Consider the following 18,574-nt stretch of genomic DNA (forward strand, 5'->3'; position numbering starts at 1 on the left):
TGTCCGAAGGTTGTCCCTCATCGATGCCGGCGGTCACTTGGAGGCCTCGGCCTGGATCAATCGGGCGAGCGCGGGGAGGGCGATGACCACCGCGGACTGCTCCTGCGGAGCAAGCCGCTCCACCAGCTCGCGCAGAGCCTCCGCACGCTCGGCACGCCGCTCTCTGACCACGTCGGCTCCGGCGTCGGTCGCTTCGACCAGCACGCCGCGCCGATCGTCGGTGCTCGCGATGCGGCGTACCAGCCCGTCGCGTTCCATACGCGTGACCAGCTGTGTCATTCCGGGCTGGGAGACGCCCTCTGCGCGTGCCAGCTCGGTCAGCCGCTGGGGTCCCTCGCGACCGAGGCGGCCCAACACGGACGAGGCCGCCGAGCTCAGACCTCCGGCCGTGCTGACCTGACGCACGTACCGGACCAGCTGCTCCAAGGCGACGACGAGCTCTTCACCGGAGCCACCGGGGTCCATAACGCTGTTATGCATAACCGCATTATGAAAGTGGGGTGAGTCGATCGTCAATGTGACCTGGATCTCAGCTCCTGCCCCATCGGATCGCCGGCGTCCTGCACCACCCGGGGAGCAGGAGGCGGACGTCCAACTCCGGCCAGCAGTCCGATACTTCGATGCCCGCCCCCGCGGGACCGTGGACGGCCCGTCCGCAGGCGGCCCTGCCTGTGGGGCGACTGCCGTCGGCCGGGTCCCGACGGACGCGGGGGTGGGCGATGTTCACGGTTCAGGTGCCAGGGTTGCGCCGCTCCCGGTGAGGCCTCGACGCGCGGAATGGCAGCCGCCGAGGCCGCCGCGTCCGCCGCCCCTGGCTCGGAGCCAGCTGCAGCCGCGTACACAGACCAGTCGTCGAAGCGACTGCCGGCGAGTGCGCACCACGGTGTCCGGGAAGGTCCGACCAGGCCGAGGGGCGGGGCGTCGGCACCGGAGCCATTGGCGGGTGCGTCAGGCGGGTGGGCATCCGAACCAGTTCACCGTGCCGTTGCTGGAGGTGTAACCCAGGCACCTGATGGTTCTGTCGTGCAGGGTCTCGGTCCGGTCGACCCCTCCGTCCGGAGTGCTCCCCTTGTAGCGCGTCCGTACGAGGGTGTCGATCTCGATGGTGTACCAGCGGTTCCTGTCGGTCGGGATGCTGCAGCGGTGGCCGGTCACGTTGCGGCTGAGCCCGTCGCTCCAGATGTCCTGTTCGGCGCGGTCGCAGTGAGCACTGTCGGCGGCGCCGGCGGTACCGGCGCCGGTGCCGAGCAGGGCCGCCGCGACCGTGGCCGCCGCGGTAGCGCCGAGCAGGCGCTTCAGAGTGAGGTTCATCGATCGCTTCTCCCGCCAGGTGTGGTGACGGCTCGGAGTTGCCGTGTCACCTGGCGTGATGATCGCATTTATCCGGGATGTCCGGCCCGCCGGTCGGCGGCGCAACCCCCCGACCCGGTGACGTCGGTGATGCCAATGCAGCAGGCCGCGGTCACACCCCCGGCCGGGCCCGACGAGGGGAATCCCCAGCCGTATGCTCAGGTCAGCGCGCCAACCGGCCCCGAAATGATCGGGGATCCCGTCAGAGCCGGACGACGACCAGAGCAATGTCGTCGCGGGCTCCACCGGCCAGGCCGAGGCGAGCCAGCAGTGCGTCGGCCAGGGCTTCCGGGGCGAGGGTGGCGCAGCGACCGAGGGAGTCGGTGAGGCGTTTCAGGCCCGCGTCGATGTCCTCGCCGCGGCGTTCGATCAGCCCGTCGGTGTAGAGCACGAGGGTCTCGCCGGGCGTGTAGGACACGTCCGCCTGGGGGCGGGGGACGTGCTGGAGGCGGGCGCCCAGCGGCGGGTCGGTGGCCTGATCCAGCAGTTCGCAGTCCCCGTCCGGGTGCACCAGTATCGCCGGGGGATGACCCGCATTGCTGTAGACGATCAGGTGGCTGCGGGGATCCACCATCGCCTTGACGATGGTCGTGTTCAGCGCACCCTCGACCGACCGGGCGTAGAGCCCCAGCGCCTCCAGCGCCAGGGCCGGACGCTCCAGCGCCCGGATGGCGGCGCTCAGTGCGCTGCGCAGCATGCCCATGACGGCTGCGGCTTCCAGGCCGTGGCCGACGACGTCACCGACCGCCACCGCGAAGCGACCGTCGGGAAGGTCGACCACGTCGTACCAGTCACCACAGACGTTCAGCGATCCCGTCGCGGGCAGGTAGCGCACCGCGACGTCCTGGTGGTGGGCCAGGTCCGGTGACTGCAGCATCGCCTCCTGCAGGGTGACGGCCACCTGGCGCTCGCGGGTGTGCGCCTGGCGCAGCTCCTCGTTGAGACGCTGCAGCTCGCGGGCTCGCGCGTACAGCTCGGCCTCCAGCGCCTCCCGCTCGGTCAGCTGCTGCCCGGTCGGCGGCCGCTGTCCGGCCATGCGGGCCTGGATGAACGCCGTCACATCCTCCACCCGGTGGATGATCCACTCCACCTTGCCGTCCCGGGCGAGGATCGGAGTGTTGATCGGCGACCACCATCGCTCCTCGAACGCCCCGGCCCGGCCCGCGACGGGGATGTCGTACTTCTGCAAAGCCATCGTGTCCGGCTCCCGCGACACCAGGACCCGGTGCAGGGAGGCGTTGAGGTTGCGCACCCCGTCGGCCTCGGGGTCCGCCGGGTTGTCCGGGAAGGCGTCGAAGATGTGCCGCCCGAGCAGGTCCTCCCGGGTGCGGCCGGTCGCCTCCAGATAGGCCCGGTTGACCTCCACGATCACCAGATCCGGGCCCAGCACCAGATACGGGCTCGGCGTGGCCGCGAACAGCGCCGCGTAATCCATCCCCGCCATCACCCTCCGCCTTTGCGACTGCACCTCCCCCGCTGCCTCACACGCTACGGCTCACCCCGTCCAGACGCCTGCGCGTCGAGGCTCCTTGCGCGACCGCCCGCAAGCACCGCCGGGCCGACCACAGGGCTGTGAAGCCGAGGCCAAGGACTCGTCGAAGGCGGACTACCGGGAGCCCGCCACAGGCCGCGACTTGTAGAAGGACTCCTCCAGGTAGGCGGCCTCGTGCGGCTGGTAGGGCTCCTCCAAGTAGGCGGCCTCGTCTTCGCCGAGTTCGACGTCCACCGCGGCGACCGCGTCGGCCAGCTGGGCCGGCTTGGTCACCCCGACGATGGGCGAGGTCACCGCCGGGTTGCGCATGACCCAGGCCAGGGCGACCTGGGCCGCGGACAGACCCCGCTTGCCCGCGATCTCGTGGACGCGCTCGGCCACCGCCTGGTCCCCGTCGCGGTAGAGAATCTTGCCGCCCTCGTCGGTCTCGGCACGCGCCGTGGCGGTGTCCCTGGCCCGCGTCAGCCTGCCCCGCGCCAGCGGGCTCCACGGGATCACGCCGACGCCCTGGTCGGCACAGAGCGGGAGCATCTCCCGCTCTGCTTCTCGGTGAATGAGGTTGTAGTGGTCCTGCATCGACACGAACCGGGTCCAGCCGTTCAGGTCAGCCAGGTACAGGGCCTTGGCGAACTGCCAGGCGTACATGGAAGAGGCTCCGATGTAGCGGACCTTCCCGGACTTGACCGCGTCGTGCAGCGCCTCGAGGGTCTCCTCGATAGGGGTGTCGTAGTCCCAGCGGTGGATCTGGTACAGGTCGATGTAGTCGGTCCCCAGTCGCTTCAGGGAGGCGTCGAGCTCGGCGAAGATCGCCTTGCGGGACAGCCCGGCGCCGTTCGGGCCGGGGCGCATCCGCATCCAGACCTTGGTGGAGAGAACGACCTCCTCGCGCCGCGTGAAGTCCTTGACCGCCTGGCCGACGATCTCCTCGCTGCTTCCGGCGCTGTACCCATTGGCCGTGTCGAGGAAGTTGACGCCGCTCTCAAGGGCCTGCTTGATGATGTCCCGGCTGGCGTCCGCGCCCAGCGACCAGGGCTCGCCGCCCCGGTCCGGCTCGCCGAAGCTCATGCAGCCGAGGGTGATGGCGGAGACTTCCAGTCCGGTGGTTCCGAGTTTGATGTATCGCATGCTTCCGAACCTAGGAGTTGGAGTGCGCTCTAACGCAAATACGTCTCGGTCCGGAATTCGGAGGCGTGTGGCATGTGCGCCCTGTCAGGTTTCGACCGTTTCGGCCAGGCGTACCAGAGAACCCAGTGGTAGCGAGTAACAAACTGTCAATTCTCAGCCGAGCGCGTGGGGCACTACTCAGCCCTCCGACGGCAAACCGCCCTCGCGGGTCCGTCGCCACGACCGATCATCGCTCGATCACTAAGAGATTCCGCTGGTCCGGGCGGCGGTATCGTGGTGTTCGCGACGGCGCCCCTACCCGCGGCATCTCTGTAAAACCTCCAAGGGGACGATATACCGATGGCTCCTGAGGGGATCACGCCCGACTTGTCCGCGGGGAGACTCGCCGGTCCCTACAGGCCGAAGACAAGTATCAGCGTGTCCACCACTCGTGGGGAGGCTCCCAGTCGCCCACGCTTGCGCGTGCCGACTCCGGTAGTCGCACTGGCGGCGGCGGCGTCGGCTGGCCGGGCTTAGCGGCTTCCGCTGCCCACGGTCCTCGGCGCTTGTGATGATCGCCCGGCGTTGGGAAAATGCCGTCCATGTCCAGTTCAGTGGTGACCGAGGGCGACTTCGATGTGCAGGAGTTTCGCGATCATGGCCGGGTCGACATTCGTAGCGCGGTAGACCCCATTTCACTCCAGGCTGATCCTGTCCGGAAGGCCAGCTTCAAGGACGCGCTCGGTTCAGCTGTCCAGAAGGCCACAACAGGTGTATTTACTCACGATGTCGAAGCGTCCCTGGTGTGGTTCATTGAGGAGTCTCGCCGCTACCAGACCCATCTAGTGGCTGACCTCGACAATGTCCTGAAGCCGATTCTTGATGCGGTTACGGGGGCTGACGGCATCATGATTGATGACAATCAGATTCAATCGATCCGCGCCTCTTGGATGACCCCTGTATCACAAACAGGTTTTGAGCTGAAATTCGCAGCATTGACGGGAGACGACTACCTATCTCGCGAGGGACTGACTTTTGTAGAGTTCAGTGCTGACCGCTGCTACATTTTGCCACAGGTCGCAAGGTCAGTTCAGGTGGATCTAGTGCGAGGGTATCGCGCGGCACTCGTGGCGTACCAAAAATTGCTCGATGAGGGGATCTCCGAGAGCGTCGCACGGAGTGTTCTTCCGTTGGCGCGGCCGTTTCCGCGTGCGCGTCTAGGAAAGTTCGAAGTGCGTCACCACACGGATTTCTGATGGTCTCGCAATTTCTGTTCCATGAGTCTCGAGCAGACACCGTCTCAGCGGGTTCGCGAGTCGAATCCGAACTCGAGTGGATCGAACCCCTAATACGGTGCTCACGCACGAGTGCCCTCCCTGGCCGTCCTCGGGCCGTCCTCGGGCCGGACGCCTCAGCTCTCCTGTTCCTCGGCCATGCCGATGGAGAACGGGAACAACTCCAGGAACTCGCGCCGCGCAGGGTCTTGCTCCGCTTCGGCCAAGTCCGCAAGCACCTGCACAAGCCTCCGCCGTAGGTCTGAGGGCAGTTGCAGGAGCACCCCTCCCACGCCCTCCATCATCTTCACCGCGGAGTCGGGATCCACTTCCTCATCCCCGCAGCTCTCCAGCCACCACACGACGTCGACGAGCAGGCCGGTGAGTGCCGGTACGAGCGGATCCCTGTCAGTCATGCGGGCAACTTAACCGTCAGCGGCGGTTACGGCCTGGCCGGGATGCGGGAGCGGCTGCTGCTGATCGGCGGGGATCTGACGGCCGGGCCGGTGGACGGGGACTGGCGGGTGCACGCGGAGGTGGCCGGGTGAGTACGCGTGTCGTGGTGGCCGACGATCAGGCCGTCATCCGCGAGGGCCTGATGACCCTGCTGGATCTCATGCCCGGCATGGAGGTCGTGGGCGGCGCCGCCGACGGCGAGGAGGCGGTCGCCCTGGTGGCCGAGTTGGCGCCCGACGCCGTCCTCATGGACCTGAGCATGCCCCGCATGGACGGGGTGACCGCGACGGCCCGCATCACCGCCGAACACCCCGACGTCGCCGTGGTGGTGCTGACCACGACGGCCGACGACCGGCAGGTCCTGGACGCCTTGCAGGCCGGGGCGCGGGCCTTCCTGACGCAGTCCGTGGCTTCTGGCTCAACCGCTGGTTCGGCACCACGTCACCCGTGGACGCGCTGCGCGCGCTGTCCGAGGTGCGCGGTCTCGTCGCCGACGGAGTGCTGAGCATCCCCGAGGGCCGGCCTTTCCCGCTCGACCGTCTCACCGAGGCGATCGCGTTCGCCGAAGCACCCGCGCACGGCGCCAAACCGCTCTTCGTCTTCGAGGACGGCCAGGACGGCCGGGACAGCCAGGACAGCCAGGACAGCCAGGACGAGGCCGGCGGGTAGGGCGCGGCCCGGCCGGTGCCGAAGCCGTCGGCGTTCCTGTGAGGAGGCCGAAGTTACCTGGGCGTTGGGTCCCGGGCCGAGTGGGTCTATCGTCGGAATCATGGGCCAGCACGAGGAAGGCGGCCGGTGATGCCGCGGGACGATGCCGTGATCGGCTGCCTGGGACAGGTACTCATAGGAACCCGTGGTTCCGCCGGCCCCGGCGAAGTCCTGGTACGGGTCCGAGGCGGCTCCGAGACCTTCCTCGCCTGGTCGGAGGATCCCCTGCCGGTGGGCGCGACGGTGCTCGTGATCGAATCACGTGGATGCCGCGAGGTCTGTGTCATCGAATGGGTGGATCCATTGGACGCGCTCGGCGACAGAGCCGAGGCCGGCTGAGGAGTACAAGCATGTTCGGATACCGCGTCCCCGCTCCCGACGAGGCGATGTTGATCTCGGGGGGCAGGCGGGGACTGGGGGGCGCGCCGTTCCGAGTGGTGACGGGGCACGGCAAGTTCGTGCTGCCGGTCTTCCGGAAGGTCCGGTTCCTCACCCTGTCCATGTGTGAGTCCGAGGTCACCGAGACCTGCGTGACCCGACAGGGCATCGCGTTGCACGTCCGCGCGGTCATCGCCTTCAAGGTCGGCAACGACCAGGAGAGCATCATCAACGCGGGCCAGCGTTTTCTCTCCGACCAGGAGCAGATGTCGGTGCTCACCGGCCGGATCTTCGCCGGGCACCTGCGGGCCATCATCGGCTCGATGACCGTCGAGGAGATCGTCACCGAGCGGCAGAAGCTCGCCGCGGAGGTCCTGGACACCTCCAAGACCGAGATGGCGAAGATCGGCCTCATCGTCGACTCGCTGCAGATCCAGTCGATCGACGACGGCGACGTCGGCTACATCGACGCGATGTCGGCCCCGCACAAGGCGGCCATCCAGCGGCAGGCGCAGATCGCCCAGGCGCAGGCCACCCAGGCCTCGGTCGAGGCGGAGCAGGTGGCGGCCCGCAACCAGGCCGAGTACGCCCGGCAGACCGCGATCGTCAAGGCCGAGTACTCGGCCGAGGTGGACCGCGCGCAGGCGCAGGCCGCGCAGGCCGGACCGCTGGCGCAGGCACACGCCCAGCAGGAGGTGCTCGCCGCCCAGACGGAGCTGGCCCAGCGCCAGGCCAAGCTGCGCCAGCAGCAGCTGGTGTCCGAGGTCGTGAGGCCCGCCGAGGCCGAGGCCGAGCGGGTCAGGATCCTCGCGGCCGCCGAGGCGCAGCGGATGAAGATCCAGGCGGAGGCCGCGGCGTCGTACGACCGCGTCGCGCTCGACCGGATGCTGATCGACCAGCTTCCGCAGATCGTCAAGGAGGCGGCCGGCGGTCTGGCCGGCGCCAACGTGAACGTCCTCAACGGCGCGGACGGCCTCGGCGAGATCGCCGCAGGGCTGGTCTCCCAGGGCCTGACGATCCTCGATTCGGTCCGGCAGAACCTGGGCGGACAGGAGTCCGACGGCCACCGCCCCGAGAAGAGCGAGGGCAACGGCAGCAGCAGCCTGCTCCAGCTGCCTTCCAGCAAGGCGCGGAAGTCGGACGACGGTCCGGTGGACGTCGACTAGGTGTGCCAGGGCCGCCGCCGGGTTCGGCGGCGGCTGCTCCGGTCACGGTTCCGCCCGGCGGGCGGTGACGAGGGCCCGGGCGACGACGGCCGTGAGGGCCACGGCGACGGGGGGCACGGCCTGCCAGGGGATGTGGAACCAGAGGGCGGCGTAGCCCCAGACGAGCCCGGCGACCAGGACGGTCGCGAGCAGCCATCGGCCCAGGAGCCGCCAGGTGTACGGCTCCGGGTTCCGCGGCCGGACGAGTCGTACCACCCCGAACCACAGGCTCAGCGCCGCCAGCAGCCCCACGGTCACGGCGAGGCCGGCGTACATCTGGGGTTCGTCACGGGGTTCGTCGGCGGTGGCCTGCTCCTCGCCGTCCCGGGCGATCCGCATCACGTGACCGCGCCACACCGTGCCGCTGACCCGGTCCCCGGCCCGGAGCTCGCTCAGCACCGGCCCCGGGTCGCCGAACGCGACCAGGCTGCTTCCGCCGGACGGGCTCGACAGGGTCGCGCGGTACTGTGCGCCCCGCCCCCCGTCGTGGACCACTGTGTGCTGCACGGTGAAGGTGACGGTACGGACGCAGTTCTGCGAGCCCCGGGCCGGCCGGGTGTCGGGGCAGGCCGCGGCCGCCTTGTACTCCCTGTACTGGTCCAGGGTGGTCGGCAGCATCACCGTGGCCAGGTAGGCGCAGACGACTGCCGCGAGTACCGAACCGGCCAGCAGCAGAACGCCGGTGAACCGTGCCCCGCGTATCTCCGACCGGCTTCCCGTCCGGGTTCTCGTCTGCGCCGCCACGACTCGTCCGCCCCCTTCGCCGGCCCGTCGCCGGGCCGTCCGGACGATCTCCCCCACCGGTACCGTCCGGCGTCACTCTAGGCCCGGCACGATCCCGCTCGTTTTCTTTACGCACTCCTGACGCCGGCCCCCGCATCCCGTGAGCTCCCGCCGGTGTCCTCATCCTTGCCGGATCGTTGTCCGGATCTCGTCGGAGAATGGAGTGAGTGCCGATGGACGGCGCCGTCGTAGGGGTCGTACTGGTCGTCGTTTTGGTCCTGCTCGTGCTGCGCAGTGGGATGCGGGTGGTCAACCAGGTCGAGCGCGGGGTCGTGTTCCGGTGGGGCAAGGCGCTGCCGGCCTACCGGCACCCGGGGATCACCTTCCTCATCCCCTTCGCCGACCGGATGCGCAAGGTGAACGTGCAGGTGGTCACCATGCCGGTGCCCACACAGGAGGGCATCACCAGGGACAACGTGTCCGTGAAGGTCGACGCCGTCGTCTACTTCCGGGTCACCGACCCGATCCGCGCCGCCATCGAGGTGCAGGACTACGTCTTCGCCGTCGGGCAGGTCGCCCAGTCGTCGCTGCGGTCCATCATCGGCAAGAGCGACCTCGACGACCTGCTCACCGACCGGGAGCGGCTGCACGAGGGGCTCGCCCTGATGATCGACAGCCCGGCCGCGGAGTGGGGCATCCACATCGACCGCGTCGAGATCAAGGACGTACAGCTGCCGGAGTCGCTGAAGCGGTCCATGTCCCGGCAGGCGGAGGCGGAACGGGAGCGGCGGGCCCGCGTCATCACCGCGGACGGTGAGTTCCAGGCCGCGCAGCAGCTCGCCAACGCCTCCCGGATCATGTCCGACTCGCCCGAGGCGATGCAGCTGCGGCTCCTGCAGACCGTCGTCGAGGTGGCCGCCGAGAAGAACTCCACGCTGGTGATGCCCTTCCCGGTCGAGCTGCTGCGCTACTTCGAGCGCGCCACCAAGCGGCTCGACCAGGAGGTCGAGAAGAACGAGCGGGAGCTGGACGCACCGGAGGGGCAGGCCGCGCTGAAGGCCGGGATCGAGCAGATCGCCGCCGTCGCGGACAGGTTCGGGCCGGCGGCCGAGGTCACCGCCCCGCGGGATCCGCGGGAACCGTCGCCGGGATCCTCCGCTCCTGCCGACCGGCAGTAGCCAGCGTCAGCGTCACGGCGAGTGACGCGAGCGCCATCAGCGTCATCGCACTGGCGGGCGAGGTGAGTTGGGCCACCGAGCCCGCCAGTGCCGCACCCACGCCCTGCACGGTCAGCATCCCCGCCGAGTGCAACCCCAGGGCGTGGCCGCCGAGTTCGTCGGGGGTCAGGCTCATCAGCCGCTCCTGCTGGACCAGGCTCGCGCCGAAGCCGACGGAGGCGACGGCGGCGCAGACCGCGGCGAGTGCCAGGGGCGGGTGGAGGAAGAAGAGCAGGTAGGGCGTGGCCAGGAGCAGCAGCAGGGGGGTGGCCATGCGGGTGCGGACGGCGGGCGGGAACAGCCGGCCGACGGTCACGTCACCGGCCAGCATGCCGAGGGCGGCACAGGCGAAGAGGGTGCCGGCCGCTTCTGGGGCGGACGGGGCGTACGACACGTACAGCGACTCGCAGCCGACGACCAGGCCGTTGGGCAGCCACAGGCCGAGATAGGTGAGGCGGCGCGGGCGGGACGACCACAGCAGGGCGTTGGTGCGGCGGGTCTCCGCGACCGAGGGGCGGCCGGCGGCACGGGGTGGGCGGTCGGTCAGGCCGACGCGGACCACGACGGCGGACGTCAGGTAGAGGGCCGCCGCGAGCAGCAGGCAGGTGCGTGGGGAGACGGCGGCGAGCAGGGCGCCACCGGCGGCGTAACCGGTGATCTGCACCAGGCCGCTCATCATGTTGAACATCGAACGCCCGGGCAGATAGCCGTCCTTGGCGAGGATCTCGTTCAGCAGCCCCCAGCGGACCCCGCCGCCGAGCGCGGCGACGAGGCCGAGCAGCAGGACGGCGGCGAGCAGCGCGCCGGGCGGGAGGCCGGGCAGCGCCATGGCCGCGGTGCCGACGGCGAAGGTGGCCGAGATCGCGGCGAGGGTGGTGCGCGGGGGCAGCCGGTCGGCGCCGGAGAGCAGGAAGGTCGCGCCGAGCACCTGGGCGAGCGAGGGGCCGAACATGCTGAGCGCGGACAGGAGGGGAGAGCCGGTGGCGCGGTAGACGAGCGTGCCGAGGGCGAGCCCGCCGACGGTACCGCCGGCGTTCTGGGCGGCGGAGCCGAGGAAGAGGGGGGTGAACTCGGGCGTGCGGAAGAGAGACCGGTAGGTGGTGGGCATGGTCGGGAGTCTCGGGGGTGCTGGTGGCGGACGTTATTGTTTCGCGGGGGCGCGAAAGGTTCTAACGAATGGAGGGCCTCTCGCGAGTGCGAGGGGTCCTAACGGGCGGTGGGCCTGTCACGAGTGCGAGAGGCCCTAACGGGCGGTAGGCCTGTCACGAGTGCGAGAGGTTCTAACGGGCGGTAGACCTGTCACGAGTGCGAGAGGCCCTAACGGGCGGTAGGCCTGTCACGAGTGCGAGAGGTTCTAACAACAGGGAGACCCCCTTGGGTTGGTGGCAGCTCAACGCGGACACGCTTGCCCGTAGCCGCTTTCTGCTCTCTCCCCTCGCCGAGACCGTCGCGAGCCTCGGGCTGCTGCACGGCGGCACCGCCGCCCACCCCGGCGAGCGGCGCTGGCTGGACGCGCATCTGCCCGCCTACCGGGCGCGGCTCGCCGCCGACCCCGTCACCGCGCTGCTGATCCGCACCGGGCTCGGCCGCGTCTGGACCGCCGACTTCCTCACCCCCACCCCCCGGGACGGGGAGAGCGCGGAGGCCGGTATCGCGCGGGTGCGGGCGGCCCGCCCCGACGAGGCCCGTGCGCACCTGCGGGTCGCCGCCGCCGGTCCGCTCCCCGCCGCCCTGGAGCGCGACGACCTGCCCGGGCGGGCGGCGGAGCTGCTGACGTACGTGTGGGAGGCGACCGTACGGCCGTACTGGGAGCGTCGGCGGCGGATCCTGGAGGCGGATGTGGTCGCCCGGACCACGCAGGTCGGCAGGGGCGGCTGGGCCGAGGTGCTGGACTCGGTGCGGCCGGGGCGGACCCGCTGGCTCGGTGCCGACCGGCTCCAGGTCAATCTGCACGAGTACCCGCCCCGCGAGATCTCCGGTGCCGATCTTCTGCTCGTCCCGGTGACGCCCAGGACCGGCTGGGTCTGCTGGGAGGAGCCGGACCGTTACGCGCTGGTCTACCCGTGCGCCGGCGCGCTCTCCGACCCCGCCGGGCAGGTGGTCCCGGCGGCGCTCACGGCGCTGCTGGGCGGCGCGCGCGCCGGCGTGCTGGTGCTGCTGGACGCCCCGCTGAGCACGACCCACCTGACGGCGGTGACCGGGCAGGGGCTGGGCTCGGTCGGGCGGCATCTGCGGGTTCTGCTGGACGCGGGGCTGGTGGAGCGGCGGCGGGCCGGACGGTCGGTGCTGTACTCACGGACGGCGGCGGGAGACGTGCTGGTGGAGGCCGGGACCCGGTCCGACACTTAGCGGAGTTAGCATCCGTTTATGACGACTACTGAGAACAACGGGTCCGTGCTCGACATCGAGATCGGTGCTCTCCAGGGCGGTTCCGCCGACCTGCCGGGGTACACTGGCCAGGCCGTGCTCATTATCAACGTGGCCTCCAAGTGCGGTCTGACCCCGCAGTACGGCGGCCTGGAGCGGCTCCAGGAGCGGTACGCGGCGCAGGGCTTCACCGTGCTCGGGGTGCCCTGCAACCAGTTCATGGGGCAGGAGCCGGGCAGCGCCGAGGAGATCGCCGAGTTCTGCTCGGCGACGTACGGCGTGACCTTCCCGCTGACCGAGAAGGTCGAGGTCAACGGGGACGACCGGCACCCGCTCTACCAGCGGCTGGTGGACTTCGCCGACGGCGAGGGGCACACCGGTGACATCCGCTGGAACTTCGAGAAGTTCCTGATCGGCCGGGACGGCCAGGTCGTCGCCCGGTTCGCGCCGGGGACCGAGCCGGAGTCGGCCGAGGTCGTGGCCGCGGTGGAGAAGGCCATCGGCTGACGCCCCGAGCCTGGCGACGGCGGTCACGGGAGGCGGTCTCCCGTGACCGCCGTCGGCGTTCCGTACCCGCCGCTTGACCTTGCCCCTGGGGCAGGGGCGAGCGTCGGCCGCGCCGGGCCACGGGTGCCCGGTCCGGCGACCGGCCGGACGGGCACAAGCCGAGCCCCCTCGGCAAGGACGGCGAGCTGGTCGAGAGGGCTCTTGAGGTGACGCTTGTGCAGTTGTGGTTGTGCGTGTCGGGAGCGTGGCCGATGGGTCAGCGAAGCCCCTACGCCTTGACCGAAGCCACGAACGCGTTCCACGCGCCGGTCGGGAACGCGAGGACCGGGCCCTCCTCGACCTTGGAGTCGCGTACGGCGAGTCCAGCGGTCGTCGGCGACTTGACCTCGACGCACGCCCCGTTCCCTGCGGAATAGGAGGACTTCGTCCACGTCTCCGTGGTGCCCTGAAGCAGTGCCATGTCCACTCCTGTAGCGAGTTGCTGTGGTGCTTGGTGTAGTGCCATTCACGCCAACCTTCTGATCGGTTGGCGTGATCGACGCTACTAGCCAACTCCCTCGCCTGGAGCACTCGTTCACTCGACCGGATGGCATATTCCAGGAGAGCCTTCCGCTGGAGCGTGGCGCCGGTGTAAGATCCGGCGCTCGCCGTCCGGAAGGGCTCAGCGCGCGTACTCCTTGGCCGCGTCGGCGATGAACTGCCGGGACTGCTCGACGTTCAGCGACTGGGCCCGCAGGTGCTCGTACATCACGGCGTACTTCTGCACGTCATGGGCCTTCTCCAGGTACAGGTCGCTGGTCACGCCCTCCAGGTAGACGACGCTGGAGTCGGCCGCGTCGGCGAACTCCAGGATCGCGTACTGGCCGTTGAGACCGGGATGCGCGCCCACCTCGAAGGGCAGCACCTGGACGGTGATGTGCGGCTGCTGGGACATCTCGATCAGGTACTCCAGCTGCTCGCGCATCACGAGCCTGTTGCCGACGAGCCGGCGCAGCGCGGCCTCGTCGAGCACCACCCAGAGGCGAAGGGGGTTGTGTTCGGCGGTGATACGTTCCTGTCGCCGCATCCGCACCTGGACCCGCTTCTCGATGTCGGCGGCGGAGGTCTCCGGCAACGCGCCCTGCACCAGCGCCTCGGCGTAGGCCCGGGTCTGCAACAGCCCGGTGACCAGCTGGGGTTCGTACACCCTCAGCGACTCGGCGTCGGTCTCCAGGCCGATGTACACGCTGTACGGGATGTCCCCGAACGCATGCCACCATCCTTGCTGCCGCGAATCCCTGGCCATCTCCATCAGGGAGTCGACGACCCGCTGGTCCTCGACCTCGTAGACCCCGCACAGGTCGCGGACATCGCGCTGGCTGATGCTCCGGCGCCCGTTCTCCAGCCGGCTGATCTTCGACTGGGAGACGAGCAACCGCTCCGCCACCTCCTCCGCCGTCATGCCCTTGAGCTCGCGGAGCCTGCGCAGCTCCTGGCCCAGCCGGCGTCGCCTGACGGTGGGATTGACATTGGACGCCACGGGACGTGCACCTCCGGCTGCCTGCCTGTAACTACCACTTTGCGTATCTGCTGTTGAGCAGACTGCCACCAAGGTGGTTCCTACCGCTGGGAAACTCTGGATATGCGGCGCGTACGCGTCAGTTCGGGCACGCTCCGGATTCTCCGGGCGGCGCCGGACGAGGACGGTGGGACGGGAAGTGACGGGAAATACCGAACGGGGCGGCGGGGCGCGTACTGCGTGCGCCTCGCCGCCCCGCTCGGACCAGCGGCTCCCGAACCGGGTCTCAGGGGTGCTGTGTTGCCGGCTGTCGCCGGCTGTTGCGCCGTGGAACTGCGGCTCAGTGCACCACGGCTCGTGCCATCGCGCCCGCGCCTCGGCGCGGTTGCATCGGAACACCGCGGGCGGGTTCCGGCACACCGGGCCTGCCGGCCGGTGCGGTCTGGCGCCCGGCCGGGGCGGCCGGGTTACGGCGTGGCTGGGCGCCCGCGCCGTTCTGCACGTCCATGACGGCGTGGGCCACGAGCCCGCCCATCGGGTCGTGCCGGATCAAGTCCCGCAACCGGGAACGCGAGGAGCGTCCCTCGTTCCCCGGATACAGGTGCTTGCCGAGACCGACCGCGTGGGCCAGGGCGGCGAGCGCCGCGGTCCGCGGGTCCGGTGGTACGCCGGTACGGATCGCGGAGTCCAGCCGGGCACGGATGTCCCGGCAGATCTCGTTGTCCGTCGCCTGGTACCGGGTCGTCGGCAGCACCCCGCACATCTGGCCCGCCACGGCATGCACCATGCCGCACCGCTCCAGATGCGAGAGGTACGTCTGGCGAAGTCCCAGACGTGGCCCGCCGATCCAGTTCACAGCCCGCACGGGAGCGCCACGCCTTCGCAGCAACTCCAACGCGCAGTCCAAAGTCGGATCTCCAGTCGGCCGTGGCTGCACCACGGCGATACGATCCCCGTCTGGGGCTATCCGTCCGGCCAGCGCCAGCTCCACTAGCTGTGCTCCGGCCAGACCGAGGTCGAGCGACTGCGGCTGTGCAGTGGTACCCGTGGTCGGGTCCAGTGCCAGCAGCAGAAGCTCCTCCGGAAGTGTTCTGCGGCTCCTGCCCATCCATGCCTCCCCGCGTGGATGAATGACAGGGTGACCCCTCTCACATTGGTCTGTCGAGGGTGCGTGACCGGTTTGTAAGGGAACCGGAAGGTATGTCGTTCTCGTCTACCGCAGGGGCTAAGCCCGCACACAGGACACTGGTACATGGTTCGGACAGCGCACGGCAACGTGCGAAGCGTGGAGGAGGCATCGGTGGCGGGCGAGTCCCCCGACAGGTCGAAGCAGCGCGAGTCGTCGGCAGAACCGACGTCGGGGAGTGCGGGAACGGTTCCCGAACCACGCGACCCGCGACTGGCGGTGGCCGCCGAGGACGAGAGGGAGACCGCCGGCGGCGTGGACACCGCGACCCGGATCTTCTCGGTACGGGACGTGAAGACGGCCGGCGAGGACGACACGAAGCTCCGCGAGGCGGTGGCGGCGTGGGTCCGCACGGGTCCGCCCGCGGAGGAGGCCGAGGACTCCGGAAAGGACGCGGAGGCGCCTGAGCGGCCCGAGGCGGCCACGGAGGGCCCCGAGGCCGCCGAGGAGCCCCAGGAGGCCCCTGAGCCACCGAAGAACGCCGACAGGGCCGACACGGCGCCCGAGGCAACGACCGAGGCGGACACGGAGAACGAGCCAGAGCCCGAGGACACCGCCCCGACGACCAACACCACCGACAAGAACACCCCGAACCCCGTGCCCGAACCCAAGGACGCCGCGAAGCCTGCGGCCGAACCGGAGGACGAGCCGAAGGCCGCCGTCGAACCCGAGGACGAGCCGAAGGCTGCGGCCGAACCCGAAGACGCCGCACCCGAGGACAATCCGATAGCTGCGACCGAGCCCGAGGACGCCGCACCCAAGGACGCCCCGAAGTCTGCGGCCGAACCCGAAGACGCCGCACCGGAGGACGAGCCGAGGGCTGCCGCCGAACCCGAAGACGCCGCACCCGAAGACAAGCCCAAGGCTGCCGCCGAACCCGAAGACGCCGCACCCGAAGACAAGCCCAAGGCTGCCGCCGAACCCGAAGACGCCGCACCCGAAGACAAGCCCAAGGCTGCCGCCGCCCCCGAAGACTCCGCACCCGAAGACGAACCCAAGGCCGTCTCCGGACTCGCAGTCGCCGATGGTGAGGGCGCCCCGCAGGGGCCACCCGCAGTTGGCGACGAGAGCCGCACGGGTGGTGCGGGTGGGGACACCGAGACCGCAACCGGCGACGGACCCGCGCCCGCCGACGGCGAGGACGCCACCGGCGAAGCCGAAGCCGAAGCCGAGGCCGCGGTCGATCAGCCCACCACCATGCTGAAGGCGCCCCGCCCCCCGCAGGTCGACCAGCCCACCACCACGCTCAAACTGGGCTCCAAGCCCCAGCCCAAGACCCCTGAGTCCGACCCCGAGCGCACCAGCAGATTCGTCGCCCTCAAGTCGGACCTCAAGCCGGACACCAAACCCGACGCGCAGCCCGGCGCGAAGCCCGAGGCCAAGCCGGGCGCCAAGCCCGGCACCGCCTCCACCACCCGTACCACCGCCATCCCCCAGGTCGGCCCCGAGCGCACCACCCAGCTGCCGCTCCCCCCGAAGCCCCCGCTGGACCTGCTCGCCGAGCTGACCAACACGCCTCCGCCGCCGGAGACCGGAGTCAGGACCTTCGTCCGGCGGGTCAAGATCTGGACGCCCCTGGTCATCGTCCTCCTGATCATCTTTGCGGTCGTACAGACTCTCCGTCCGCTCCCGCAGCCCACCCTCGACCTCACCGCGAAGGACAGTTACACCTTCGATGGCAGCAAGGCCGACATCCCCTGGCCGGCCGACGGCCAGGCGGCGCTCGACGTCCAGGGCATCGGCTCGTTCGGTTCCTCCGGCGACCAGAAGCCCGTACCGATCGCGAGCGTCGCCAAGGTGATGACCGCGTACATCATCCTGCGCGACCACCCCCTGAAGAGCGGCGCCGCCGGCCCCAAGATCAAGATCGACCAGACGGCCGAGGACCAGTCGAACGCCGGCCAGGAGTCCACCGTCGACGTGACGGCGGGCGACTCGCTCACCCAGCGCGAGGCCCTGGAGGGCATCCTCATCGCCTCCGCCAACAACGTGGCCCGCCTGCTGGCCCGTTGGGACGCCGGTTCGGAGAAGGCGTTCGTGGCGAAGATGAACGCCACCGCGAAGAAGCTCGGCATGACGAACACGACGTACACCGACCCCTCCGGCCTCACCGACTCCACCGTCTCCACGGCCGTGGACCAGGTGAAGCTGGCGAAGGCGGCCATGTCGAGCGAGCCCTCGTTCCGCGAGGTCGCCGCGATGATGTCGTACGACGACTACAAGGGCGTCAACCACGGCAACTGGAACCAGCTGGTCGGCCACAACGACGTCGTCGGCATCAAGACCGGCACCACCACCTCCGCCCTCGGCAACCTGGTTTTCGCCGCGAAGAAGGACGTGAACGGCGAGACCCGCACGATCATCGGCGCGGTGCTCCGGCAGCCGGCCAGCGCCGCCTCGGACAACAGCATCCTCACCGCGGCCCTCAACGGCGGCGACAAGCTGATCCGGGCCGCCCAGGGCGCGCTGAAGTCGGCGACGATCTACAAGAAGGGTGCTGTCGTCGGGTACGTCGACGACGGTCTCGGCGGCCGTACCCCGGTCGTGGCGACCAAGGACGTCACCGCGGTCGGCTGGTCGGGCCTGAAGGTGAAGCTGACCTTCCAGGCCGACGACGTGCCGCACACCGCGAAGGCCGGCACCAAGGTGGGCGCCCTCACCGTGGGTGACGGCTCCGGCTCCGCGGTCCAGGTTCCGGTCGCCCTGCAGAAGGATCTGGCCGAGCCCGGGTTCACGAGCAAGCTGACCCGTATCGGCTGACACAACACGTACATACCGTCCCCGCACCCCGCCGATGGCGGCCCACCCCAGGGTCCCGCGGCGGGGTGCGTGCTAGCGTCACGAATCGGGGCAGGTCGTCGGTCGCCGGGACACGGCCGCGAACTGGACGAGAAGCGGCCTGTAACACTGTGGAACGCGGCCGAGAACAGAAGACGGGACACGGGGAGTGCCTTCAGGTGGCCACAGCGGAGCCGACACGCGCCGACAACGCCGATCCGGGCCCGGTATCCGGCCCGCGAATAGCCCTGCCCGAGACCGGTCCGCACGGCACGCACGCCACACAGACCACACAGAGCACGCAAAGCACGCAGAGCACACCGAGCGCGCA

Annotated in this window: 18 protein-coding genes and 1 pseudogene; 9 read left to right on the top strand and 10 right to left on the bottom strand. The window is 69.8% G+C overall.

Annotated elements, in window-relative coordinates:
- Window positions 1-33 precede the first annotated feature (33 nt).
- The 4 genes from ACGFZQ_RS24775 to ACGFZQ_RS24790 form a co-directional block, all read right to left on the bottom strand.
- Window positions 34-480, bottom strand: a complete 447-nt coding sequence (locus ACGFZQ_RS24775; protein ID WP_351737451.1) for a MarR family transcriptional regulator — start codon at window positions 478-480, stop codon at window positions 34-36.
- A 468-nt stretch (window positions 481-948) separates the two neighbouring features.
- On the bottom strand, window positions 949-1,311 hold the full coding sequence (locus tag ACGFZQ_RS24780) for a hypothetical protein (RefSeq protein ID WP_393842139.1): 363 nt from the start codon (window positions 1,309-1,311) through the stop codon (window positions 949-951).
- A 241-nt stretch (window positions 1,312-1,552) separates the two neighbouring features.
- A complete protein-coding gene (locus ACGFZQ_RS24785) occupies window positions 1,553-2,794 on the bottom strand; it encodes a PP2C family protein-serine/threonine phosphatase (protein ID WP_393842140.1) in 1,242 nt (413 codons plus the stop codon).
- Between the two features lie 162 nt (window positions 2,795-2,956).
- Window positions 2,957-3,967 (bottom strand): aldo/keto reductase, encoded by a 1,011-nt coding sequence (locus ACGFZQ_RS24790; RefSeq protein ID WP_393842141.1) that lies wholly within the window; start codon window positions 3,965-3,967, stop codon window positions 2,957-2,959.
- A gap of 581 nt (window positions 3,968-4,548) precedes the next feature.
- Here ACGFZQ_RS24790 and ACGFZQ_RS24795 point away from each other — a divergent pair.
- Window positions 4,549-5,202: a RusA family crossover junction endodeoxyribonuclease gene (locus ACGFZQ_RS24795; protein ID WP_393842142.1), complete on the top strand. Its 654-nt coding sequence runs from the start codon at window positions 4,549-4,551 to the stop codon at window positions 5,200-5,202.
- Between the two features lie 155 nt (window positions 5,203-5,357).
- Here the strand turns inward: ACGFZQ_RS24795 and ACGFZQ_RS24800 are convergent, their stop codons facing one another.
- Window positions 5,358-5,636: a hypothetical protein gene (locus tag ACGFZQ_RS24800; protein ID WP_393842143.1), complete on the bottom strand. Its 279-nt coding sequence runs from the start codon at window positions 5,634-5,636 to the stop codon at window positions 5,358-5,360.
- A 182-nt stretch (window positions 5,637-5,818) separates the two neighbouring features.
- Here ACGFZQ_RS24800 and ACGFZQ_RS24805 point away from each other — a divergent pair.
- The 4 genes and pseudogenes from ACGFZQ_RS24805 to ACGFZQ_RS24820 all read left to right on the top strand — a co-directional run.
- Window positions 5,819-6,079: pseudogene (locus tag ACGFZQ_RS24805) on the top strand (response regulator transcription factor); the annotation flags it as partial.
- 44 nt (window positions 6,080-6,123) lie between these two features.
- Entirely contained in the window at window positions 6,124-6,345 is a 222-nt protein-coding gene (locus ACGFZQ_RS24810) for a hypothetical protein (protein ID WP_393842144.1), read from the top strand.
- 129 nt (window positions 6,346-6,474) lie between these two features.
- Window positions 6,475-6,723 carry a hypothetical protein gene (locus ACGFZQ_RS24815; protein ID WP_351737503.1) on the top strand — a complete coding sequence of 83 codons (249 nt, stop codon included), beginning with the start codon at window positions 6,475-6,477 and terminating at the stop codon, window positions 6,721-6,723.
- Between the two features lie 11 nt (window positions 6,724-6,734).
- Entirely contained in the window at window positions 6,735-7,928 is a 1,194-nt protein-coding gene (locus ACGFZQ_RS24820; protein WP_351737401.1) for an SPFH domain-containing protein, read from the top strand.
- Between the two features lie 42 nt (window positions 7,929-7,970).
- Here ACGFZQ_RS24820 and ACGFZQ_RS24825 read toward each other — a convergent pair whose 3' ends face one another.
- Window positions 7,971-8,711 carry a hypothetical protein gene (locus ACGFZQ_RS24825; RefSeq protein ID WP_393842145.1) on the bottom strand — a complete coding sequence of 247 codons (741 nt, stop codon included), beginning with the start codon at window positions 8,709-8,711 and terminating at the stop codon, window positions 7,971-7,973.
- Window positions 8,712-8,923: 212 nt separating this feature from the next.
- Here ACGFZQ_RS24825 and ACGFZQ_RS24830 point away from each other — a divergent pair, with 212 nt between their 5' ends.
- Window positions 8,924-9,868: a slipin family protein gene (locus tag ACGFZQ_RS24830; RefSeq protein ID WP_393842146.1), complete on the top strand. Its 945-nt coding sequence runs from the start codon at window positions 8,924-8,926 to the stop codon at window positions 9,866-9,868.
- Here the strand turns inward: ACGFZQ_RS24830 and ACGFZQ_RS24835 are convergent.
- Window positions 9,804-11,015: an MFS transporter gene (locus tag ACGFZQ_RS24835; protein WP_393842147.1), complete on the bottom strand. Its 1,212-nt coding sequence runs from the start codon at window positions 11,013-11,015 to the stop codon at window positions 9,804-9,806. The two genes, ACGFZQ_RS24830 and ACGFZQ_RS24835, sit on opposite strands and share 65 nt — an antisense overlap.
- 266 nt (window positions 11,016-11,281) lie before the next feature.
- Here ACGFZQ_RS24835 and ACGFZQ_RS24840 point away from each other — a divergent pair, with 266 nt between their 5' ends.
- Together ACGFZQ_RS24840 and ACGFZQ_RS24845 are read left to right on the top strand one after the other, a co-directional pair.
- The gene (locus ACGFZQ_RS24840; protein ID WP_393842148.1) at window positions 11,282-12,256 is read left to right on the top strand and encodes an ArsR/SmtB family transcription factor; all 975 of its coding nucleotides are present in this window, start codon (window positions 11,282-11,284) and stop codon (window positions 12,254-12,256) included.
- 18 nt (window positions 12,257-12,274) lie between these two features.
- Window positions 12,275-12,781, top strand: coding sequence for a glutathione peroxidase (locus ACGFZQ_RS24845; RefSeq protein ID WP_393842149.1), 507 nt, complete (start codon window positions 12,275-12,277; stop codon window positions 12,779-12,781).
- A 268-nt stretch (window positions 12,782-13,049) separates the two neighbouring features.
- Here ACGFZQ_RS24845 and ACGFZQ_RS24850 read toward each other — a convergent pair whose 3' ends face one another.
- From ACGFZQ_RS24850 to ACGFZQ_RS24860, 3 genes are all read right to left on the bottom strand, one after another.
- On the bottom strand, window positions 13,050-13,241 hold the full coding sequence (locus ACGFZQ_RS24850; protein WP_351737387.1) for a DUF397 domain-containing protein: 192 nt from the start codon (window positions 13,239-13,241) through the stop codon (window positions 13,050-13,052).
- Window positions 13,242-13,442: 201 nt separating this feature from the next.
- On the bottom strand, window positions 13,443-14,300 hold the full coding sequence (locus ACGFZQ_RS24855; protein ID WP_365799892.1) for a helix-turn-helix transcriptional regulator: 858 nt from the start codon (window positions 14,298-14,300) through the stop codon (window positions 13,443-13,445).
- Between the two features lie 319 nt (window positions 14,301-14,619).
- On the bottom strand, window positions 14,620-15,387 hold the full coding sequence (locus ACGFZQ_RS24860; protein WP_351711672.1) for a GPP34 family phosphoprotein: 768 nt from the start codon (window positions 15,385-15,387) through the stop codon (window positions 14,620-14,622).
- Between the two features lie 177 nt (window positions 15,388-15,564).
- Here ACGFZQ_RS24860 and ACGFZQ_RS24865 point away from each other — a divergent pair, with 177 nt between their 5' ends.
- Window positions 15,565-18,225: a serine hydrolase gene (locus ACGFZQ_RS24865; protein WP_393842150.1), complete on the top strand. Its 2,661-nt coding sequence runs from the start codon at window positions 15,565-15,567 to the stop codon at window positions 18,223-18,225.
- Window positions 18,226-18,574: the final 349 nt, after the last annotated feature.

The sequence above is a fragment of the Streptomyces sp. NPDC048254 genome (genome assembly GCF_043201895.1).
Lineage (GTDB): Bacteria > Actinomycetota > Actinomycetes > Streptomycetales > Streptomycetaceae > Streptomyces.